Below are 21,226 nucleotides of genomic sequence, written 5' to 3' on the forward strand. Positions count from 1 at the left end.
CGGTCAGCGCAGCTGACTGTCCTTGCTGTCGCGCCGATTGATGCCGGAATAGCTCGGCCGCTTGTCGCGTGACGACTGGCAGGCAACGCAGGTCCGTGCGCCCGACAGGGCTTGCCGACGCGCCTGCGGGATCGGTTCTCCGCACTCCTCGCAGTCGCCCCGACCTTCGCCTGACGGCAATCGCGCTCGGGCGCTCGCCAGCGCGTCCTTGAGGCTGTCTTCGATCTGCTCCTGAACGGCGCCATCGGGCGCCCAGCCATTCGCCATGTTCGCTAGTTCCTGGGCATGTCATTGCTATTGCTCCCATATAGGCAAGGGCATGTGCGATTTCATCAGGAGAGCATATCTTCGCAGACGCCTTGGCGAGCGCGCCGTTCGTGCATAGAGTGGAGGCCGCGCGGTCGCTGAGCGATCCGGAACCCTCAAGGCAGTTCATGCTTCATCCTATGAGAGCGAGTGAAGCGTTGGCGGAGGATATCGCGTTATGTGCAATAATTACCGGCTGACCGTGGATACGACGGCAATCATCGAAGTCTTTGCCGAGTTGAAGATCACGATCCGCTTTCCCGAAGGCATCCCCAACATTGCCGCCCGGAACGACATCAAGATCACCGACGTAGCACCGATCGTGCAGAGCGGTGAGCACGAGCCCGGCATCGGCGAGCTGGTACAGCGCCGCTGGAGCTGGCCCAGCGCCCAGGGCAAGCCTGTCTACAACTTCCGTTCCGATGGTCGCGAATTTTCCTCAGGACGCTGCCTCATGCCTGCCGATGGCTTTTACGAGTTAACCAAGCCCCTCGATCTGGCCAAGAAGCGCAAGGATAAATGGTAGTTCACGTCGAACGACGGCGGCATCTTCTGTATAGCGGGGCTTTGGCGGCGCGCCGACAAAGTCGGTGAAGCGTTCACGATGCTGACGATGCCGCCTGGACCTGACATCGCCCCGTATCACGATAGCCAGATTGTTCTGCTCGAACGCAGTACCTGGGCATCCTGGCTCGACTCCTCGGTCTCTGCAAAGACGCTGATCAAGCCGCTGGCAGCCGGTAGCCTCAAAGTCGAGCAGGTCGGCTAAGCCTGTCCCCGCCTGAAGCAGGTCACTGCGTGATCGTCGACGATGCCGACGGCCTGCATCCAGGCATAGACAATCGTTGGCCCCACAAATTTGAACCCGCGCGCCTTCATATCCTTCGAGATAGCCTCCGAGAGTGCACTCTTGGCCGGCAAAGTGATCCCGTCGCCGCTTAGCACCTGGCCGTCCGTGAACGACCAGCAATATGTGGCGAAGTCCTCGCCGGCCTCGCGCATTGCAACGAATATCCGTGCACCCGCTATAGCGGCTTCGATCTTGGCGCGAGCGCGGATGATGCCGCCATCCTGCATCAGCCGCGCGACCTCCGCCTCACCAAAGCGCGCCACGGTCTCGGGCACGAACCCGGCGAAAGCCCGGCGGAAGTTCTCGCGCTTGCGCAGGATGGCTATCCACGACAGCCCTGCCTGGAACCCCTCGAGCATCAGGCATTCCCACAGGGCCCGGCTGTCACACTCGGCTATGCCCCACTCCTGGTCGTGATAGTCGCAATAGAGGGGACCCGTTCCGGCCCATGCGCAACGCGAGACGTGCGGGGCATCGCCGCTACTCATGAGGACCGCGCCTGCTCCAGCAACGCCAGTGTCGCCTTGTCCTTCTCGCCTCCGAACCACCGATCGAGCGCCGCTGCAAAGAAGGGCTCCTCGCTAGCCTCCGCAAATAAAGTCAGGGACGAGCGCAGCTTGACCGCATCGACAGGCCCGAACACCACGTCGGCCGTGGTCGGCTCCAGATCCTGAAGAGCCGCAACGCAGCTGCGCAGTCTCTGACCCAGCACCGGATGATCAAGATAAGCGCGTGCCTCATCGAGCGAAGTGATGGCATAGCGCCGCGCCATGTGGCTTCGGCCAAGTCCAAATATCTGCGGAAAGATGAACCACATCCAGTGGCTGCGCTTTTGCCCCTTGCGGATTTCCGCGAGGGCCGTCTCATAGCTGCCTTGCTGCGCATCGATGAACCGCTGAAGATTGAAACGATCAGTCATCGGTTCACGCGCTGCCAATATAATCGAGCTTGCCGACCGGCACGCCCTCGTGCCGCAGAATGGCGTAAGCCGTCGTCACATGGAAGAAGAAGTTGGGTAGCGCAAAGCTGAGAAGATAGTTGCGGCCCGTGAATGTCATTGCGCCATGGGGGGTGGGAAGCACGACCTTGGCCTCGTCGCGGCCATCCATGGATTGCGCCGGAACAGTCTCAAGGAACGCGATCGTCCGCGTGATACGGTTCTGAAGCTCGTCGAAGCTCTGCTCGTCGTCCGCCATTGCCACACCCTCGATCTGCGCTACCCGCACAACAGCAAATTTGGCGGTATCGCTTGCCCGCTGGATCTGTGCGGTCAGCGGCGCCATGTCTTCGAACAAGCGCGCATTCAACAAGCTGGTGTGGGCCATGTCCTTGTCATTGGCCCAGGCCCTGCCCTTCTCCAATATCGCCGAGAGATTCTGCAGACCCCGGATGAACACCGGTACGCTGACGTCATAGAGGGACAGGGACACAGGACATCTCCAGAAAAAAACTGCCATTCAAGAATCGGCGGCCAAGGCCGATCATTACGGCTGCGCTTGCCAGACCGCCAGTGGGACCGGATTGACGCGGAGCAGAGTGTTAGAACAAATAGCAAACGAATCAACCTGTTTGCCCGCGTCTGCTCCATGCCAGCGTCTTCCGTCATTGCCGACCTTCGCGCTAGGCTTGCGCGCATCGAAGGCGGAGCGGCGTGGCACGGCCTCCTTCCCTTCGGGTTCGCGGCAATCGACCAGCGTTTGCCAGGGGCTGGCCTTGCGACCGGCGCGCTGCACGAGATCAGCGGCAGCCCCGATCTTGCCGACGACGACAGCGCCACGATCTTTCTGGCAGGCATAGCTGCGCGGCTGCCGGGGCCATATGACCTGGTCATCCAGGTGGTGATCGTGCGGCCCGGCCCCATACAGGGCGAGATGGTCCATCCCTATCGTCGTTGCTACAACGCGAAGAGGAGGTCGAGAGTTCGCCGATAGAAGATCGCGCCGCCAAGCCTGCGCTTGGTGATCAAGTAGCCTTCGTCGATCCAACGCCGTGCGAGCCGTTGGAGCTGATCCATATTAGCCGCGCTCTTAGCCATATCCCCCATTGCGAGAAAATTCTGGGCTGGACGCCATGTCCCTAGGCTTGAACAGGCCACTCATTCAGAGGACGTGAATTGAGGTTGATTAGAAGCAAGCGCAACAGACCGCCATGGAGCGGAAGATAGGACGCTAATATGGGCGGGCACACAGGGGCCGCCAGCAACAGGGAACCGCCATGCTCCTTCGCAATCGAAGGGCCAACAGGACCAACCTTCATTCCTCAACGAGATAACGGGGATTGCGTCGGCTGCTCCAGTCGAGTCGACCGGCGCAGCTGTTCCGTGATGAACCGCCGCACTGGGTCGAATAGCGCGTCAAAAAATCGGGACCAAATGGCATCACACGATCTCGAACAACCCCGCCGCGCCCATTCCGCCGGCGGTGCACATCGACACCACGACATAGCGCACGCCGCGCTTGCGGCCTTCGATCAGGGCGTGGCCGATTAGCCTAGCGCCGGTCATGCCGAACGGATGGCCAATTGCGATTGCGCCTCCGTTGACGTTATATTTTTCTGGATCGATGCCAAGCGTGTCGCGACAATAAAGGCACTGGCTGGCGAACGCCTCGTTAAGTTCCCACAGCCCGATATCCTCGACCTTGAGGCCCGCGCGGTCGAGCAACTTGGGGATCGCGAAAATCGGACCGATGCCCATTTCCTCCGGCCCGCAGCCCGCCGCCTGGAACCCGCGATAGATGCCCAGGACCTCTCGGCCCTCAGCTTCAGCCATACCGCGATCCATGACGATCTGCGCGGCGGCGCCGTCGGACAGTTGGCTCGCGTTGCCGGCTGTGATGTTCCGGCCTTCCGCGACCACCTCGCCACCCTTCCATACGGTCTTGAGGGTCGCCAAGGCGTCTGCCGTCGTGCCGGGACGGATTCCTTCGTCCTGGGTAAGCGTGACCGTTTCCGTCCCCGTGCGGCTGCCTTCCTTGTCGAACAGTGCCTTCTCGACCGTGATCGGAACAATTTCCTCGGCAAAGGCGCCGTTCGCCAGTCCCGTAGCCGCGCGCTGCTGGCTCTGCGCGGCATAGGCGTCCTGCGCCTCGCGGCTGATATCGTAGCGATCCGCGACGACTTCCGCCGTCTCGATCATCGCCATATAGGCGTGTGGCTCGCGCGCGGTCACCGATTGGTTGATGAAGCGCGGCGCATCCTTGTTGAGGGTGAGGCTGATTGATTCCATCCCGCCGGAAAGCGCGACGTCGATGTCACCGGCCATGATCGAACGGGCGGCGAGCGCCATGGTGGTGAGACCCGAGCCGCATTTGCGGTCGAGCGTGAACGCCGGAACGCTTTGCGGCAGGCCAGCGGCGAACACCGCCATCCGCCCGGCATTGCCGCCCTGCGTGCCCCACTGGTTGCCGACGCCCCAGAAGACATCGTCGATACGTGCCGGATCGATTCCGGCACGCTCCACCGCGGCGTTCATGACATGCGCGGCGAGCACCGGCGCCTCGGTCTGATTGAACGCGCCGCGATAGGCTTTGCCGATACCGGTTCGCGCAGTGGATAGGATGGCTGCTTCGCGCATGTTCGACTCCAAGGTTTCAGAAGGCGGGGATGCCCGTAATGGCGCGTCCCAGAATGAGCGCGTGCACGTCGTGCGTGCCCTCATAGGTGTTAACGGTTTCGAGGTTCATAACGTGGCGAATCACACCGAATTCATTCGAAATGCCGTTGCCGCCGTGCATGTCGCGCGCGTCGCGAGCGATGGCCAGCGCCTTGCCGACATTGTTGCGCTTGGCGATCGAGATCATCTCGGGTGCGAAACCGCCTTGGTCCATCAGCCGACCAACCCGCAGACTGGCCTGCAGCCCCAGGCTTATCTCAGTCTGCATGTCGGCCAGCTTCTTCTGGAAAAGCTGGGTGGCGGCGAGTGGACGGCCGAACTGGTGCCGATCAAGGCCATATTGCCGGGCAGCGTGAAAACATGCCTCGGCCGCACCCATCGCGCCCCAACTGATGCCGTAGCGGGCACGGTTAAGGCAGCCGAACGGCCCCTTAAGCCCCTCGACATTGGGCAGCAGCGCATCCTCGCCGACCTCCACGTCGTCGAGGATCACCATGCCGGTGATCGAGGCACGCAGCGAGAGCTTGCCCTCGATCTTGGGCGCCGAGAGGCCGGGCGTATTCCTGTCGAGCACGAAGCCGCGAATCGCGCCGCCATGCGCGTCGGATTTGGCCCAGATGACAAAGACGTCCGCGATGGGCGAGTTTGAGATCCAGGTCTTGCTGCCGTTGAGGCGATACCCGTCCGCAGTCTTGACCGCGTGCGTCTTCATGCCGCCCGGGTCCGATCCGGCATCGGGCTCGGTCAGTCCGAAGCAGCCTATCGCCTCGCCGCTCGCAAGCTTCGGCAGGTAGCGCCGTTTCTGCGCCTCCGAACCGTAGGCATGGATAGGATACATGACGAGACTCGACTGCACCGACATCATCGAGCGATAGCCGGAGTCGATCCGCTCCACCTCGCGCGCGATCAGGCCATAGGCGACGTAGGAGGCGCCTACGCCGCCAAATTCTTCCGGAATTGTTGGTCCGAGCAGTCCGAGCCCCCCCATCTCGCGAAAGATTTCCACATCGGTATGCTCATCGGCAAAGGCGCGCATGACTCTCGGAGCCAGCTTGTCGAGCGCGTAGGCCCGTGCCGAGTCGCGGACCATCCGCTCGTCGTCGGTCAGTTGATCCTCAAGCAGCAATGCGTCGGACCAAGCAAAACGGTTCATATAAAAGCCTCTTTGGGATCAGTTAGAGAGTCGGTCGCGCTGGCGATCCAAGCGGCAACGACTACCAAGACCGCCGAGAGCACCGCAGCTGCAGTGAGCGTCATCAGGCCGAGGCGATACCCGCCAAATTTGTCGAACGAAATTCCCATGACCAATGGGCCCAGCACCGAACCAACCTGAACGACGCCAAAAGCAATGCCGTAGAGTCTGCCAAAGCAGCGCAATCCGAAGCGTTTGCGTAATACCCAGGGAAGCATGTCGGCTTCGACACCATAGGCGAGTCCGATCAAGGCGGAGGCGGCATACATGGTTGTGTCGCTTCCGCCAAGAAGGAGCAGGCCGCAGCCGATCGCCTGCATTGGGAATAGCAGTGCGCCAAGCAAGCCAAAGCCGAAGCGGTCCAGCAACGCGCCGGACACCGCCCGACCCGCGAGTGAGACAAGCCCGATCATCGCCACCGCACCCGCCGCTTGGTCGATCCGCCATCCACGGTCAGTCAGCAAGGGCGCCAAATGGGTCAGCATTGCGGCAGTTACGAGCATCACTAGGAAGAAAGCAGGAACCGCTGTCCAGAACACGGGCGAGCGCAGCGCTTCACCGAGTGGGAGGCCTTCGATCGCATTGTCGTTACGGGTACGCCGCAACGCGCAAAGGTCCGGGCGATCGCGCGCCGCGATCACAGCAGCGGGAATCCCGATCGCGGCCACCACCAGTGCCATGATCGTCCAAGCGGTGCGCCAATCGAGGTGCGCTAGCAATTCGCCATGGGCGCGCGCCAATGCGAATTGTCCAAAGCCCGATCCGAACATTCCGATCGCGACGGCGAGACCAAGGCGCCTGGAGAACCATTGCGGAAGCAGGCTTACATAGGCGGTCGGAGAGGCAATGATCGCAACCAAGCCGATCATCAAGCCGCAAGCCAGGAACAGCGGCATGTTCGCAGGAACGATCACTAGCAGCATGAGCACCAATGGCAGCAGAATGCTGGCCGCGATAATTACGCCGCGCGATCCCCGCCGGTCCAGCAGAAACCCCAGGAGCGGCGTTCCCGCGGCGCCGAGCACCGCCACTAGCGAATAGATCCAGCTGACATCGGTTCGCGACCACCCGAAATCGGCGGCGATCGGCTTCACATACAACCCGAAGCTGGCAATGAATGCTGGACCGAAAGCCACCGCCAGCCCGATTGCGCCACCGATCGCGACCGTCCATGCTGCGCTCCCGCCATCGAGGCCCGAGGCCGCGGCAGCATCATTGCTCATCGGTAATGCCGTTGACCAACGTCCCAATACGCTCAATTTCAATTTCGATCTTGTCGCCCGGCGTCATCCATACGGGCGGCTTGCGGAAGAGACCGACGCCCCCCGTCGTGCCGGTAGCGACGACATCACCGGACTCCAGCGGCAGAATGGTCGAGATATACGCGATAAGTTCAGGCACACCAAACAACAGGTCGTCCAGCGTTGCCTGCTGCATGACTTCGCCGTTTAGGCGCGTCGTAAGTGTGAGTGAGGCCAAGTCTCCAGTTTCGTCAGGCGTTACCAACCACGGGCCGAACGAGCCCGAGTGCCAGAAGGTCTTACCAGGCAGAAATTGGCTGGTATGACGCTGCCAGTCGCGGATTGATCCATCGTTGAGACAGGCAAAACCGGCGACATGGGCCAGCGCGTCCGCAGCGGCGATATGCCGTCCACCCCGCCCGATCACAAAAGCGAGTTCGCCTTCATAATCAAAGTCAGTGGAAACTTTCGGACGCACGAGATCCTCTCCAGACGCCACAAGGCTTGAGGGATAGCGTGGGAACAGGATCGGATGCGTCGGCGCGTCGCGGCCCGTTTCGGCGATATGCGTTTTGTAGTTTAGGCCTACGCACAGGATCTTGCCAGGATCAGGTACCGGCACCAGAAGTTTGACCGCATCATGAGAATAATCGGGTGCCGCGCCCTCGTGGGCCTTTGCTTCGTCGAGGCGATCGAGGATGCTGCGGATACTCTCGCCCGCTCCACCTATCCGCTGCTTGAGGTCAACCACACCGTCGTCTTGCCAGATGCCGTAGGACGACGTGCCGTCGGCGAGATAGCTCACAAGCTTCATGATGCAGTTCCTTGATGATGTGTCACAATCGGAGCACCGGTTTTTTCGGCGAGGGCGTCCATCGAAACTCCAGGCGCGGTGCGAATCACACAAAACGCGTCCCCACGGGGTTCAAGAATAGCGAGGTCCGTGTATATGCGCCTGACGATGGCCCTCCCCGTGGCCGGCAGCGTAAGCGCACGCAGCAGCTTAGGGGCGCCTGACCGCGTCGTGTGCGTCGTAATCACCCGAACACTGCGGGCCCCGGCGGCAAGATCCATCGCACCGCCCACTGCGGGAACACCATCCCCGCCGGTGGTCCAGTTGGCTAGGTCGCCGTTCGCCGCAACTTCGAACGCCCCGAGAATGCAGATGTCGACATGCCCACCGCGGATCATCGAAAAACTGTCAGCATGATGAAAGAACGCTCCGCCGGGCAGCAGCGTCACTGGTTTCTTGCCGGCGTTGATGAGTTCCATATCCTCGTTTTCGGGCGTAGGCTGCGGACCCATTCCAAGAATGCCGTTCTCGCTGTGGAGCACCACTTCGCGGTCCGCTGGGATGTGATCGGCGACCCGCTCAGGCTGACCGATGCCCAGGTTGACGAACGCTCCTTCAGGAATGTCCAAGGCGGCAAACGCCGCGATCTCGTCATGGCTCCAGCTCATGCCACGCTCTCCCGTTCCAGAAGGTGATCGCGCTCGCTGACTGGATTGGGTATCCGGACAACGCGGTCGACGAAGATCGATGGGGTGATGATACGCTCGGGATCGATCCCTCCCAGCTCGATTTCCCGCCGAACTTGGGCCACGGTCTTGTCCGCCGCCATCGCCATGACTGGCCCAAAGTTACGGGCAGCCTTACGATAGACGAGGTTGCCCCAACGATCTGCCAGTTCAGCCTTAATCAACGCTACGTTGCCTCGAATCGCATGCTCCAACACATGTTCTCGTCCATCAAAAACCCGGATTTCCTTGCCAGCAGCAAGGTCGGTGCCTGCGGCAGTCGGCGTGAAGAAGGCTGGTACGCCGGCGCCGCCAGCGCGCATTCGTTCGGCAAGTGTGCCTTGTGGCACCAATTCCAGTTTGATACTCCCGGTCTTGTAAAGGTCATTGAACACATGGCCGTGCGAGCTACGCGGAAAAGAGCAGATGAGCTTTGACACCCGCCCCTTCAGCAGCAGCCGCGCCAAACCGATCTCCCCATTACCCGCGTTGTTGTTGACGATCGTGAGGTCGCGGGCACCATGCTCGATGAGCGCGTGAACAAGCTCTGTAGGATTGCCCGCCTCGCCAAAGCCGCCTATCAGGACGGTATCCCCGTCCTTCACGACTGAGACGGCAGCAACCGCGTCGTCGGTGATCTTGTTGATCATTCCTATTGCCTCCTAAACCACCGTTTGCAGCGCCACGTCGGCCGCCAAAGCCGCACGCCACGATGAAAGAAGGGCATCTGCTCGTCCCGCTCCGTAAATATAACGATCGGGCCGAACGAGTACGGCCTCGACCCGGTTTTCCTCAAGCCACGCTTCGAGTGCGGTACGGAAAGGCGCAATCAACGGATCCGACGCTGCGATATACCGTAAGTCGCTCGCGCTTTCCCCGCCCAGTCGGTCGATCAGCCATGCGCGCCCATCAAGCGCATCGTCGAGCCGCAGACCGTCAACAGATACCGGCTGCGGGAAAATCGTGCCGGCAAGCGGATCGCCTGCAACGAATATGCCGCCCTGCTTTCCGGGACCGCCGACCGGTGGCGGCGAGGCAATCGCATTCGCCTGCATGCTCGCCAGCATCGCAGCATCCCGCTGCGCCGCCAGCACCGGATCGAGCGTGCAGACGACCCGCCCCATTTCAATAGCAAGCTCGATATAGTCGCGAACGCTGCGGTCCCGCTCGGCCTGATAGCTATCAAGCAGATCGGAATTGGCACCTATCTTAAGCACTGAGGTGAGCTTCCAGGCAAGGTTGGCCGCGTCGCGGATGCCCGAGCACATGCCTTGTCCAGCAAAGGGCGGCATCTGGTGCGCCGCATCGCCCGCAATCAGCACGCGCCCATCGCGCCAACGATCGGCGATCAGGCCGTGAAAGCGGTAGACGGCGCGGCGCTCGATCTCCACATCGACGCCCCAGTCGCTGATCAAGTCCTCAACAAAGCCGGGCTTCAGAACGGCTTCTGTCTCCTCTCCAGGCAGCAGCATGAATTCCCAGCGGTGGCGACCGGGACCCATCTGAACGCAGGTAGTTGGGCGGGCGGGATCGCATATCTGAAGGTTGGCAGTCGGCATCTGCGCCGGATCGAGCGGAATCGTGTCCACCACGAGCCAAGGCTCATCAAACTTGTAATCTTCCAGCGCGACGCCGAGAGATTCCCGCACCGGACTCCACGCGCCGTCGCAGCCGATCAGAAAGCGGGCCTCCAGCCTCACCGTCTCACCATTGTCTCCGTCGGCGAGAACTTCGACATGATCGGCGTGCTGAACCTGTGAGCGGAAGGTTTGACCCATGTGCATCGATACGTTGGGCATCTGCGTAAGCCGTGCCCGCAACGCCCGCTCCACTCCCGGCTGGTTGAACATGTAAGCGAAAGCCCAGCCGGAAGCCCCCTGCTCGTCCCCGCGCCGCGCCGCCATTAAAAGCTCACCAGCCGCGTTACGAAACTCATAGGCTCCTGCAGGCCGCGAATGGGCCAGCGCCTCCTGCGCAATACCGACGCGCTGGAACACCCGCATGATCTCATGGTCATAATGGGCCGCGCGCGGCAGTGGATAAACTTCATGGGATCGTTCCAGGACCGCGACGTCCAATCCCTCCTGTCCAAGCAGCGCTGCCAGGACAGCACCGACAGGACCAAGCCCGACAATGACGGCGTCGAACCGCGTGTTCATCGTGCTTCGGCCTTCATGACATTTGGCAAAACCGCCACGGCATGGCGCGCCACGCATGTTGATCGCAACTGCCCCTCCTAACTGACTATATAGTCACTTTAATACAGCTGACTTTTCTGGACGCAAGAGCAAACATCATTTCTTCTCTTCAATTTTTTTGACCGCCCGGTCATTTTCTCTTTACTGCTCTGGCGCGTTGGATCGTTTTGAGGCAGTTATGCATGCATGACCGATCAAGCTATTCACAAGACCGTTCCGACGTCTCGCGCCGCGCGCACTCGCAACGCGCTGCTCACCGCAGGAAGGATGTTGTTCGCTGAGCGCCCCTTTGACGCTGTCGCGATCGACGACATCGTTCAGCAAGCAGCAGTTGCGAAGGGAACCTTCTACAATCATTTCGAGGACAAGGACGCATTGCTCAACGCGATCGTAGCCGAAATCCGCCAAGGCATCGAACGACGCATCACTCTGGTGAATGCCGGCATTGAAGACCCACCGGCGCGAATCGCACGCGCGATGTGCGTCTACGTCGCCAGTGCGGCCGCCGACCCTGCAGAGGGGCATATTCTCCTTCGGAACGATCCGCGCGGTTCGGCACGTACATCTTTGAATGAGGGATTGCGCAGCGACCTGACCGCCGGATTGCAAAGCGGCCGACTGGTGGTGCCCACCATCGAGGCGGGACTATTGTATGTGATCGGCGTTACTCATAGCCTGTTGCTATCCGCCGTTCGCTATCCGGAGACGGCGCGCACTGTGCTGACGGCGCAGCAATTATGCATGCTGATGTTGCGCTCCTTTGGGCTGTCGCATCACGAGGCGGAGTTGATCGCCTCTCAAGCTGCCGACAAGATCATTAGTCAGCGTGCTCATGAGATCGCAGACGCCGAGTGATCCTGAAGCCTGAGCGTCAGCGGAATTGCTGACGATCGCGCGCGAACGTCACCGGCCCGCGATACACCGAGCGGATCTCGCGCAGGGCGGGTTTGATGCCGCTATCGCTCATGCCAACGTGCGTGAGGATTAGCGAGCGAACACCTGCGCGCTGCGCCATCAGCCCGACTTCGCGCGGGGACAGATGCTGTTGCCGATGATGGCGTTCAACTTGCGCCAAGGCGGCTGCGGGAAGGTCCGGTCGCCGCTTGTGGAGCGAGGCGACTGCCTCTTCTGGATCCATGACCTCCGCAATCAACAGGTCGGCGCCCTTTGCCAGCTCTTCGACCCGCGCGCTCGGACCCGTGTCTCCGGTGTAGACGATCGAGCGGCCAAGCACGTCGAAGCGATAGGAATAGGATGCGGTCTCCCGATTGTGACCGGCTCCCATTGCGTTGTCATAATGGCTGTTGTTGGCGACAGTGACGATCACATCGCCAAGCTTAATCTGTTCACGGTCGGCGAGCTCTATCACTTTCATTGCGTTCTTGGGCGCAAGCGGACTGCGATCACGCACATTGGTGCCAGGATCGGTCATTGGTCCCATGCCGGCCATCAACCCCTCTACGGTACGCCGTGTCCCCGGAGGCCCATAGATGGTTACGGGTTTGGGCGACATTGTCTGGTAGCGCTGACCCAGGAACGCAAACAGGCCGCCGGTGTGATCAAAATGGAGGTGGCTGATCAACACCGTCTCGACATCCCCCAGGATCACGCCGACTTTGCCGAGCTGGTCCGCAACGCCATCGCCGGCATCAATCAGGATCAGCTTGCCGCCGGCGTTCAACAGGTTTGAAGGTTCACCACGGGTCGGATCGGGAATTGGACCTGAATTAGTCCCGAGCGTGGTGAAGGTGACATCCCGCGCCGGAGCGATCTGCGCGAAGGCGGGAGCAGGCAAGGAGGCAAGCGCAGCGCTCGCCAGAAAGAGGGCGACGGATTTCATTTGAAACGCTCCTTTCACAAGCTGGCCCGTAGCATAAGGCCGATTTCGCGAGGACGGCCAAGGTCATAACGCGCAGCGCCGACGTTGCCGTAGAAGTTCACGCCCCCAACCGTGTATCTCTTGTCGAGCAGGTTGGTGACGAAAGGCGCGATACTGAATCGCCCGCTCGGCTCGGTGAACTCGACGCGGGCGTTGATCAAGCCGTAGGCGTGCAGGATCAGCGTATCGGAATCCGTTGCAGTGCTGCGCTGGTCGTCGGTGAAGCCGTAGTTGATTGACGAAACAAGCTTAGCGCCCGAGTCGAACCGCCTAGTATGTACCGCATTGAGCGAAAAGGTGATCGGCGGCGAGCGTTGCAGGTCGCTGTTGACCGTGATACCCGTCGCATTCCCTACATCGGTATAGTGAACGTTGAGGTAGCCGAAACTGCCGCCAATCCGGAACGCCTCGCTTAAGCCAGCCGACCATTCGAGCTCGAAACCATAGCTACGCGCCGCGCCGGCATTCTGGAGCGAGCGGACGACCACACCGTTTACGTCGGTGCCGATCGCCTGAATCTGGATTTTGCTCCAATCGACATAGAAGGCGGTCGGATTGATAGTAATTAGCCGATCCAGAAACTGCATGCGGGCACCGAACTCATAGCTCCTCGCCGTCTCGGGATCGAAGGGCTGGAAGCGCGGCGTGTTTGTCGGGCTGTACAGGTTGAACCCACCGGCTCGAAAGCCGCTCGCCGCATTGAAATAGGTCATGATGTCGGGCGTCCAGCTATATTGCAGCCCTATCCTATAAGTGGTGCTGTTGAACGTCTTCGCTGCGGAATCTAATGTCGCTCCAGAGGGCACTGCAGCCTGGACGATCCGCTTGTCATCCTTGCTGTAGCGAAAGCCACCCAGCAGCAACAGGTTGTCGGCTAGCTCGACTGACCCGTCGATATAGGCCGCGTAGGATTTCAGGAACCGTGATCCGAACGATGTGGTCGGGACCGGATCGCCACGTACGATATTGTCCCGCTCGGGCCGCCTACCAGGCTGACGCTCATTATAATAGAAGAGACCGCTCACGAAATTGGCCTTGCCCTCAAACAGGCGGCCATTGAGCTGTAACTCCTCGGAAAAGGCATAGACCTGCTCGCGCTGTAAGATCCCGCCAGAAATAGGAAGTGGCGTGCTGTCTTGGTCCTGGCTGCGACGCGTGGACGTGGATTGCCAGCCCGTGATCGACTTGAGCTCCAACCCGGCTGCGAATTTCCAGCCGACGCGGATCAGGGCGTTCTCGTATCGCACCTCAGCGAACTCGGGGAAATTGGTCCCAAATTGGCAATAATAGCAGGTCGAACGATAGGCATCGGTATAAAGTGGCAATCCGCGCGCGGGAGCCACCGTCGTATTGTAGACAAAGGGGGTGGTCGGCGTTCCGCCAGGCCGTGGCGCCACGGGGGTCAATGGGCCGGGCACATTGTAGGGAATGCCGTTGAGCCGAAACTTGCTATATTGGGCCGACGCTTCAATATAGAAATCGGACGAGGGCTCAATCCGTAACTGGCCGCGGATCAGGTCAGTACGCGCGCCGCCCGCCTTGCCGCCCGTGCTCTGTATGTCGACATAACCACCGCGTTCGAGATGACCACCCGTGAACCGCAGCGCGGCGATTGCGGCGATCGGCACGTTGACCGAGCCGCTGATCTCATAACGTTCGAAGCTGCCCACCCGTCCGGTTATGCGCGCATCGAAGTCCGAGACGTTGGCGCTCCTGGTCGTGTAACGGATCGCTCCCCCGATGGTGTTGCGGCCAAACAATGTACCTTGCGGGCCGCGAAGTACTTCTACGCCGGCAAGATCCACGACATCGAAGATCGAGCCTTGCAGTGTCGGATAATATAGGTCGTCGACATAGATACCGACGGCAGGCTCGGCGCCATTCGCCGATTGGAGCTGGCCCATGCCGCGAATGAAGAACGTCGCCGCGCCGCCACCTGCGTTTGAAGAGGTGCTGACCTGAAGGCTAGGCACGACCGTCATCAGATCGCGCGTTGTCGTGACGTTGAACTGGTCAAGCGCTGCAGGAGTCAGCGCAGTTACCGCGACCGGTGCATCCTGCAGGCGCTGCTCCCGCCGCTGCGCCGTGACAATGATCTCACCTTCCTCCTGCCGATCCCCAATCGAATTTCTCACCTGTGCCTCCTGTGCCGCAGCCTGTGTCTGCAACGCAATCGCTAACGCAAACGTCGAGGCTGCGACGTTCAAGGTCTTTCTCATCTTTTTCTCCCTAGAGCGGCGCCTCTCTCTGGAAGCATCAGCCGTCGTGATCGTCTGGTAAGTTATGGTCAGCCAGCGCAACCGCATTGGCGTGCGAGTTCCGGAAACAAGCGTGCGGCATTCCCGTGCAGCACGGCCTTATGCTCCGCATCGTTGAACGGCAGCTTCGGGAATTCAGCGACAGCTAAGCGAACGCCAAAAGCCGGCGAAAACGGAAAATCGGTGCCATAAACGATTTGCGATACCGGCGCGATTTCGCGCAACGCCATCACTTGAGCCGGGGTATTTACCGATGCGAGGTCGTAGTGCCACCGCGCAAGCCACTCGATTGCCTGCGGTAGGGGCAGTGCGCGGTTGCCAATAAGAGGTGTGCCACCGATGCGGGTGATCCGGGATGCCAGGAACGGCACTGTGCCCCCGCCGTGCGTGAAGATGAAACGGATGCGCTTTCGCCGCTCCAGCGCACGCGAATACAGTAGGCTGACAATCGTACGCGTAGAGTCGAACGGAAATTCGATCATCGGTGCAGGAAGCTGCAGCCCGAATGCCTCGAAGCAGCACGGTGAAGTCGGGTGCACGAACACCACTGCACCACGTTCGTCGAGCGCGTCGAGCAACGGCGCCAATTGCTCGCTGCCAAGGTAGAGCCCCGCTGCATTGGTTGGGAGCGCGACGCCGTCCAATCCAAGCTTGTCGAGCGCTCGGGTGAGTTCGGCGATACTCTGGTCAATGAATGGCACAGGCAGCATCGCCAGCGCCCCGAATCGCGTGGGATACTTCGCCTTCATCTCGGCAGCATAATCGTTGACGCTACGGCACAATTTTTCCGCGCCTTCGCCTGCAAGGGAAACGGCAAATGGCGAGGAGACCGACAACATCGCCCCCGCAATCCCCATTTCGTCCATAAGCGCAATTGCGGCTTCGGGGGACCAGTCTGGAATGGGCATGCCTCCATCGAGCAAAGTCAATCCCGCGCTACGCAACGCCTCCCGATAGACCGGAGGAAGAAAATGGGCGTGGACGTCGATCGCTTGAGCAGGCAACATAGTTCAATCCTCTCGATCAAGGGTACGCAAGCGGATGATCTCATCGGCGGCTCGCGCAGCAATCAGTTCGGGTTCGGGATGGGCGAGGCCGAAGGAGCGTAGCAGCATCATGCAGAGCAGCTGCGTGTCGGCGATCGTATGCGCCGGACTGGGGTTACGGACCGCCGCGAGGAGAACGCCTTGCGCCACGCCCAGGACATAGAGCAAGCCCGCGTCTAAGCTAGGCAGGGCCAGCCGCCCGTTGCGAAATCCGACCTCCAGGTCCGCTTTCAGCCCTTTATTTAAGGGCTGGTGGAAGGAGCCCTGCTCGTTATCCCTCAGTAGGATGAGTCCTTCGGTCGGATAATCGGCGACACGTGCACTATATGTACAGATAGCACGTGCGATGCGTGCCGCAGGATCGCCTATGCCCTCATTGATTCGGACAATGCGCACTTCCATCGCCCGGCGGATTTCGGCCACGATAGCAGACAGAAGCGCATCCTTATCGCTAAAGTGGTTGTAAAAACTGCCCTTTGCCACCGAAGCCGCGCCAATCACGTCGTCCACTGCGACCGCGTCAAGCGGGTGCTCGGCGAAAAGCTTGCGACCGGCCGCCATCAAAGCCTCTCGCGTGCGGAGTCGGCGTCGCCCGCCACGGAATGGTGCGGGAGCTTCCAGGCTAAACTCGATATTTACGGGCACGGGATCTAAAGCCCTTTTGCGAGCAACGACCGCCATGCTGGGTCTCCTGAATCCGACATCCGCTCCACTCAGCTATTAAGCTCTGTGCGAGCATTGACTTCATTATGACCATATAGTCAACATAGATGCAAGAACGAACAAAGGAGAGGATCATGCCCAGTTTCCCGTATGACCAACGTATGCCCGTCTACTCGGACCGCCGCCGGTGATCAGCCGCCGTTCGTTCGTAGCCGCCTTGACAAGCGCGATCAGCATTTCGCTGCCGACACCCTTGCGTGCTGCAGCAGCCCGCAGAGACATCGTCCTCGTTCGCTTTCTAGAAGGAAGTTGGCGCCATGCGGAGTTGTCTTCCGGACCTCTCGCCACCATCACTGCTACTGCCACGATCTTTCGTCAGGCATTCGCAGCAACGGCCTCGCCGCTCGCAGAGCCTTTGGTTCTCCAATCAGGGCGATATGCGCATCAGCTGGGCGTCGACGGAGCGATACACAGCTTATGGGGCGATTCGTCCCCGGCCAACCCAGTCATGACATTAGACCAGACGTTCAAATCGCTCGGCTATTCAGTTCGGAGCTATAAAGCCGGCGTACGGAACGAGGAAGCAGAAGAGAGGCTGCTGTCCGCCACTGCCAGCGAGAAGGCCGTTCTTGTTGATTTCATGATCGATCTAGGCAAGCACAAAGCTCCCCCCGCCGCACTTAATCAGGCAACCGCCCTTCTCGGACGGATACTAGAGGACTGGCAACTGGGGGACGGCCTATGCCCCTCGTCGTTCTGCTGGCGCAGCGGCCAAGTTTGCGAGGCGCCGGATCGATAGAGCCGCGACTCGACCTCGCGATTGCGCATCCGGGGCGCAACTTAGGCATTATCAGCGACAAGCTTGCGAGCAGCGTCGACATCGTCCCGACCCTGCTGGACTGGGCATTTGGGGAAAGCGCCGCCCCGTGTCCAGGCCGCTCTCTACTTCCTTTCCTCTCAGGTGCAGCGCCGACCGAGAGCGACGCCATCTTCGCAAGCCATGACTTTGCTACGGTACAGCGCTTTTCCGTAAGCGCCGACGGAACGTGGCCTTGTCGGCATCACCGAAATAGGAAAGCTCGCAGCCTTTAAGGAGGCGGGAGCATGGACAGTGAGCAGTCAAACGAGCCTCGTATGAGCGGTCGCGGGGATGGCGGAGCGCTTGTACAGGTGGAGCGGCGTCGGAACTGGAGCGACGAGGAGAAGCTGGCGATCCTGAAGGAGACGACGGTGCCGGGCGTTGTCATATCGGCCGTAGCGCGGCGGCATGGGATAGGCACGGGTCAGCTGTACACTTGGCGCAAGCAACTGCTCCGCGGAGCGATGGCAGGCTTCGTGCCTGTCGAACTGGCAGCATCATCGCCGTCGGCCAAAGCCCGAGAAGCTGGGCGGATCGAGGTTCGAGGGCGGTGCGGCCTGACGGTGTCGGTGGATGGCGAAGTTGATCGGGCCGCCCTGAAACAGGTGCTCGATGTCTTGCGGGAGCTGGATCATTGAGCCTGGCGCTCCCGCCTTCGACGAAGATCTACCTGTCCCTGCCACCGTGCGACATGCGCAAGGGGTTTGACGGGCTGTCAGCGCAGGTGCGCAATATTCTTCAGCTCGATCCCTTCTCGGGGGCGGTGTTCCTGTTCCGCGGGAAGAGGGGCGACAGGCTGAAGGCCTTGGTCTGGGACGGCTCAGGGCTATGCCTGTATGCGAAGCGTCTTGAGCGCGGAAAGTTTGTTTGGCCACGTGCCCATGAGGGTGCGCTGCGGCTGTCGGCAGCCCAGCTTGCGATGTTGCTCGAAGGCCTGAACTGGAAGCAGGCGATCGTCCACGACGAGGTCATCACGCCGAGCCTCGCATAGTGAAAAAGATCAGGAAAACCGCCATTTTATGTAGGCTTTGCCGTCGGCTTCCGCTATTATCGGCGTCATGCGGTTCGCCCTTGATCGCCTTCCCACAGACCCAGTTCTCCTGCAGAAAATGCTGCTGGAGATGGCCGATGTAATGGAGCAGGAACGGGCCGAACTGACGGCGGCGCAAGCCACGGTCAAAGCCCAGACCTTGCGGATCGAAAAGCTCGAGCATCGTGTCGCGCGGCTGCTGCGCGTCCAGTTCGGCCGCAGCTCCGAGAAAATGGATATCGCCCAGCTGCGGCTGATGCTCGAGGAGGTCGAGGCACCGGAACCCGCCAACGATGAGGTGCCGGCGCCGCCTGTGGCGAAATCGGCTCGCAAACCCGGCGGCCGCGTTCCGCTTCCTGCGCACTTCCCGCGTCAGACATTCGATCATCAGCCCAGCCCGTGCAGTGGCGGTTGTAACGGACCCTCAGTCCAGATCGACGAGGCCGTCACTGAGGTTCTCGATTATGTCCCGGCGCGCTTCCGCGTCATCCGCCATGTCCGGCCCAGGCTGGTGTGCCGGTCCTGCGAGCAAATCCGCCAGGCGCCCGCTGTCGATCTGCCCCTGCCCAAGGTGATGGCGAGCAGCGCCTTGCTGGCTCACCTTATCGTCAATCGCTTTGTCGATCATCAGCCCTGGCACCGGCAGTCGGTGATCTTCCGACGGGTGGGGCTTCATATCGATCGGGATGTGATGAGCCGTTGGGCACGGAAACTGGCATGGCTGCTGGCGCCACTGGGCGAGCGACTGTTCGCCTATATCCGGGAAGCCGCCAAGATCCACGGTGACGACACGCCGGTCACCTTGCTGGGCAATGGCGACGGCAGTCGGACCGGGCACTTCTGGGTATATCTGCGTGATGACCGCTCAAGCGGCGACATGAGCCCGCCCGCGGTAGTCTTCCGCTTCAGCGCCGATCGTGGCGGAGCGCATCCGGCGGAACATCTCGCCGGCTATCAGGGGTATCTCCAGGCAGACGGCTTTGCCGGGTACAACGCACTTTACCGTGACCCCAAGACCAAGGCGCCCAAGGATATCGTCGAAGTGGGATGCTGGAGCCACGCGCGCCGGAAATTTACCGACATCTTGGACAAGAGCCCGTCACCGATCGCGGCGGAGGCGGTTGTGCGGATCGCCGAGCTCTTCGCCATCGAGCGCGACATCAAGGGCGCGCCACCCGATGAGCGACGACGCATCCGCCAGATCAAGGCCGTGCCGAAGCTGGAGGCGCTGCGCGTCTGGCTCGAAACCCAGAACCGAGGCCTGTCGTCTGACAGCAATCTGGCGCGTGCGTGTCGCTATCCGCTTAACCGCTGGCAGGCCATGATCCGTTACTGCGATGATGGTCGGCTCGAAATCAGCAACAATCTGGTGGAAAATGCCCTGCGCGGTGTCGCGCTCGGGCGCCGGAACTGGATGTTCGTCGGCTCCATGAAGGGGGGAGAGGCCGCCGCGCTCTTCTACGCCCTGGCCGGTACATGCCGGCTCAACGGCGTCGAGCCCGAGGCGTGGTTCACTGACGTCATTGAGCGCATCGGCAACCACCCGATCAATCGGATCGATGACTTTTTGCCGTGGAAATGGCAGGCATCAAGGCTGACCAACGATCTGGAGAAGGCTGCGTGAGCAACGGCACTGTCGTGCGGATGAAGATTACGCTGGACGATGTCACGCCGGCCGTCAGCCGAACGCTGGAGGTGCCGCTCAATATCCGGCTCGACCGTCTGCACACCATTATCCAGACCGCCTTCTCCTGGACGGACTCTCACCTGTGGGAAATGAGCTTCGAACAGACCGGCTTTGGCATCCCTGATCCTGAATATGGCTTCGACGGACCGCTCGACGCCCGTAAGGTCACTCTCGCCCAGGTCCTGGCGGATACGAGGCGCAAGACCTTCCGATATCTCTATGACTTTGGCGATGCCTGGGAGCATAGCGTCAAGATCGAGCGCATCAGCCCGGCCAGCCCGCACCTGACATATCCGCTCATCCTCGATGCAGTAGGCATGCGGCCGCCAGAGGACTGTGGCGGTCCATGGGGTTACGCCGAAAAGCTCGAAGCGCTCGGCGACCCACATCATGAATATTACGAAGAGGCGCTGGACACCCTCGGCGACGACCATGATCCTAACGCCAAGCCCGATATCCCCCTGATAGAGGCAAGGCTGGAAGCGCTCGCGAAAAAATGGGCGCCACGGACACGCCGAAAAGCCTGACAGCCCGTGTCAACGACCCCTTCCCTCGGCGCTTACGCTTTTCCCCCGTTCGCGTCATCCGCAACAACGAATTGCGCTTGGTCCATGCGCTCCCAAGTGGCGGCGGCATTGGCAAGGCGACCGACGGGACTGCACTTTTCGATCTGCGCACCGACCCGGAGTGTCAGATGAACCTGATCGGTGTGCCCGCTTATCGCCAATGCGCAGCTTCGCTGGCCGAGCGGCTCACGAAGTGGCGACTGGACACTGCCGATCCGTGGCGTCCTTCACCCGCAGCGGGATGACCTCTTAATTCAACCTGTGCTTCCATCGGGGGAGTGACAGCGAAATTGCCCGTTGCAATGGGAGAAGTTTGAGAA

The 21,226-nt window shown here is 60.9% G+C and carries 24 protein-coding genes and 1 pseudogene; 10 read left to right on the forward strand and 15 right to left on the reverse strand.

Annotated elements, in window-relative coordinates; translation table 11 throughout:
• Window positions 1-3: 3 nt before the first annotated feature.
• Window positions 4-267, reverse strand: coding sequence for a DksA/TraR family C4-type zinc finger protein (locus tag C1T17_RS15490; protein WP_104954212.1), 264 nt, complete (start codon window positions 265-267; stop codon window positions 4-6).
• A gap of 241 nt (window positions 268-508) precedes the next feature.
• On the opposite strand from C1T17_RS15490, the gene C1T17_RS21745 reads away from it, so the two are divergent.
• Window positions 509-832: a hypothetical protein gene (locus C1T17_RS21745; protein WP_223262640.1), complete on the forward strand. Its 324-nt coding sequence runs from the start codon at window positions 509-511 to the stop codon at window positions 830-832.
• A 15-nt stretch (window positions 833-847) separates the two neighbouring features.
• A pseudogene (locus C1T17_RS21750) lies at window positions 848-1,075 on the forward strand (SOS response-associated peptidase family protein); the annotation flags it as partial.
• Here C1T17_RS21750 and C1T17_RS15500 read toward each other — a convergent pair.
• From C1T17_RS15500 to C1T17_RS15510, 3 genes are read right to left on the reverse strand one after another with little or no spacing between them, the layout of a single operon-like run.
• A complete protein-coding gene (locus tag C1T17_RS15500; protein WP_104954213.1) occupies window positions 1,072-1,644 on the reverse strand; it encodes a DNA-3-methyladenine glycosylase I in 573 nt (190 codons plus the stop codon). The pseudogene C1T17_RS21750 and the gene C1T17_RS15500 sit on opposite strands and share 4 nt — an antisense overlap.
• Window positions 1,641-2,075, reverse strand: coding sequence for a DUF1810 domain-containing protein (locus C1T17_RS15505; protein WP_104955281.1), 435 nt, complete (start codon window positions 2,073-2,075; stop codon window positions 1,641-1,643). Before C1T17_RS15505 ends, C1T17_RS15500 begins: the two co-directional genes overlap by 4 nt.
• A 4-nt stretch (window positions 2,076-2,079) precedes the next feature.
• Window positions 2,080-2,586: a DUF1993 family protein gene (locus C1T17_RS15510; RefSeq protein ID WP_104954214.1), complete on the reverse strand. Its 507-nt coding sequence runs from the start codon at window positions 2,584-2,586 to the stop codon at window positions 2,080-2,082.
• A gap of 156 nt (window positions 2,587-2,742) precedes the next feature.
• On the opposite strand from C1T17_RS15510, the gene C1T17_RS21050 reads away from it, so the two are divergent.
• Complete coding sequence (locus tag C1T17_RS21050) at window positions 2,743-3,087, forward strand: hypothetical protein (RefSeq protein WP_145959015.1); 345 nt, start codon at window positions 2,743-2,745, stop codon at window positions 3,085-3,087.
• A 446-nt stretch (window positions 3,088-3,533) separates the two neighbouring features.
• Here the strand turns inward: C1T17_RS21050 and C1T17_RS15520 are convergent, their stop codons facing one another.
• The 7 genes from C1T17_RS15520 to C1T17_RS15550 are packed head-to-tail and all read right to left on the reverse strand — an operon-like array spanning window position 3,534 to window position 10,879.
• A complete protein-coding gene (locus tag C1T17_RS15520) occupies window positions 3,534-4,730 on the reverse strand; it encodes an acetyl-CoA C-acyltransferase (RefSeq protein ID WP_104954216.1) in 1,197 nt (398 codons plus the stop codon).
• Window positions 4,731-4,746: 16 nt separating this feature from the next.
• Window positions 4,747-5,922 carry an acyl-CoA dehydrogenase gene (locus C1T17_RS15525; protein ID WP_104954217.1) on the reverse strand — a complete coding sequence of 392 codons (1,176 nt, stop codon included), beginning with the start codon at window positions 5,920-5,922 and terminating at the stop codon, window positions 4,747-4,749.
• Window positions 5,919-7,184: an MFS transporter gene (locus C1T17_RS15530; protein WP_104954218.1), complete on the reverse strand. Its 1,266-nt coding sequence runs from the start codon at window positions 7,182-7,184 to the stop codon at window positions 5,919-5,921. The genes C1T17_RS15525 and C1T17_RS15530 overlap by 4 nt, the downstream gene beginning before the upstream one ends.
• Window positions 7,174-8,016 (reverse strand): fumarylacetoacetate hydrolase family protein, encoded by an 843-nt coding sequence (locus tag C1T17_RS15535; RefSeq protein ID WP_104954219.1) that lies wholly within the window; start codon window positions 8,014-8,016, stop codon window positions 7,174-7,176. The genes C1T17_RS15530 and C1T17_RS15535 overlap by 11 nt, the downstream gene beginning before the upstream one ends.
• Window positions 8,013-8,663: a 3-oxoacid CoA-transferase subunit B gene (locus C1T17_RS15540; RefSeq protein WP_104954220.1), complete on the reverse strand. Its 651-nt coding sequence runs from the start codon at window positions 8,661-8,663 to the stop codon at window positions 8,013-8,015. Before C1T17_RS15540 ends, C1T17_RS15535 begins: the two co-directional genes overlap by 4 nt.
• A complete protein-coding gene (locus C1T17_RS15545; protein ID WP_104954221.1) occupies window positions 8,660-9,370 on the reverse strand; it encodes a 3-oxoacid CoA-transferase subunit A in 711 nt (236 codons plus the stop codon). The genes C1T17_RS15540 and C1T17_RS15545 overlap by 4 nt, the downstream gene beginning before the upstream one ends.
• 12 nt (window positions 9,371-9,382) lie before the next feature.
• Window positions 9,383-10,879 (reverse strand): bifunctional 3-(3-hydroxy-phenyl)propionate/3-hydroxycinnamic acid hydroxylase, encoded by a 1,497-nt coding sequence (locus C1T17_RS15550; protein ID WP_189338367.1) that lies wholly within the window; start codon window positions 10,877-10,879, stop codon window positions 9,383-9,385.
• Window positions 10,880-11,104: 225 nt separating this feature from the next.
• On the opposite strand from C1T17_RS15550, the gene C1T17_RS15555 reads away from it, so the two are divergent.
• Window positions 11,105-11,773 (forward strand): TetR/AcrR family transcriptional regulator, encoded by a 669-nt coding sequence (locus tag C1T17_RS15555; RefSeq protein ID WP_104954223.1) that lies wholly within the window; start codon window positions 11,105-11,107, stop codon window positions 11,771-11,773.
• A 16-nt stretch (window positions 11,774-11,789) separates the two neighbouring features.
• Here the strand turns inward: C1T17_RS15555 and C1T17_RS15560 are convergent, their stop codons facing one another.
• From C1T17_RS15560 to C1T17_RS15575, 4 genes are all read right to left on the reverse strand, one after another.
• On the reverse strand, window positions 11,790-12,758 hold the full coding sequence (locus C1T17_RS15560; RefSeq protein WP_104954224.1) for an MBL fold metallo-hydrolase: 969 nt from the start codon (window positions 12,756-12,758) through the stop codon (window positions 11,790-11,792).
• 14 nt (window positions 12,759-12,772) lie between these two features.
• Window positions 12,773-15,016, reverse strand: a complete 2,244-nt coding sequence (locus tag C1T17_RS15565) for a TonB-dependent receptor (protein WP_189338368.1) — start codon at window positions 15,014-15,016, stop codon at window positions 12,773-12,775.
• 68 nt (window positions 15,017-15,084) lie between these two features.
• Window positions 15,085-16,062 (reverse strand): amidohydrolase family protein, encoded by a 978-nt coding sequence (locus tag C1T17_RS15570; RefSeq protein ID WP_104954226.1) that lies wholly within the window; start codon window positions 16,060-16,062, stop codon window positions 15,085-15,087.
• 3 nt (window positions 16,063-16,065) lie between these two features.
• On the reverse strand, window positions 16,066-16,782 hold the full coding sequence (locus tag C1T17_RS15575) for a TetR/AcrR family transcriptional regulator (protein ID WP_104954227.1): 717 nt from the start codon (window positions 16,780-16,782) through the stop codon (window positions 16,066-16,068).
• Between the two features lie 169 nt (window positions 16,783-16,951).
• Here C1T17_RS15575 and C1T17_RS21055 point away from each other — a divergent pair, with 169 nt between their 5' ends.
• The 6 genes from C1T17_RS21055 (at window position 16,952) to C1T17_RS15605 (ending at window position 21,151) form a co-directional block, all read left to right on the forward strand.
• Complete coding sequence (locus tag C1T17_RS21055) at window positions 16,952-17,563, forward strand: hypothetical protein (protein WP_145959016.1); 612 nt, start codon at window positions 16,952-16,954, stop codon at window positions 17,561-17,563.
• 305 nt (window positions 17,564-17,868) lie between these two features.
• Window positions 17,869-18,261 (forward strand): IS66-like element accessory protein TnpA, encoded by a 393-nt coding sequence (tnpA, locus tag C1T17_RS15585; protein ID WP_088190067.1) that lies wholly within the window; start codon window positions 17,869-17,871, stop codon window positions 18,259-18,261.
• Window positions 18,258-18,614: an IS66 family insertion sequence element accessory protein TnpB gene (gene tnpB / locus C1T17_RS15590; RefSeq protein WP_006949016.1), complete on the forward strand. Its 357-nt coding sequence runs from the start codon at window positions 18,258-18,260 to the stop codon at window positions 18,612-18,614. The genes tnpA and tnpB overlap by 4 nt, the downstream gene beginning before the upstream one ends.
• A gap of 67 nt (window positions 18,615-18,681) precedes the next feature.
• Complete coding sequence (gene tnpC / locus C1T17_RS15595; RefSeq protein ID WP_145959017.1) at window positions 18,682-20,277, forward strand: IS66 family transposase; 1,596 nt, start codon at window positions 18,682-18,684, stop codon at window positions 20,275-20,277.
• On the forward strand, window positions 20,274-20,867 hold the full coding sequence (locus C1T17_RS15600) for a plasmid pRiA4b ORF-3 family protein (protein ID WP_223262641.1): 594 nt from the start codon (window positions 20,274-20,276) through the stop codon (window positions 20,865-20,867). The genes tnpC and C1T17_RS15600 overlap by 4 nt, the downstream gene beginning before the upstream one ends.
• Window positions 20,837-21,151 (forward strand): hypothetical protein, encoded by a 315-nt coding sequence (locus C1T17_RS15605; RefSeq protein ID WP_104954230.1) that lies wholly within the window; start codon window positions 20,837-20,839, stop codon window positions 21,149-21,151. The genes C1T17_RS15600 and C1T17_RS15605 overlap by 31 nt, the downstream gene beginning before the upstream one ends.
• The last annotated feature ends 75 nt before the right edge of the window (window positions 21,152-21,226 follow it).

The organism is Sphingobium sp. SCG-1 (genome assembly GCF_002953135.1).
Classification (GTDB): domain Bacteria; phylum Pseudomonadota; class Alphaproteobacteria; order Sphingomonadales; family Sphingomonadaceae; genus Sphingobium.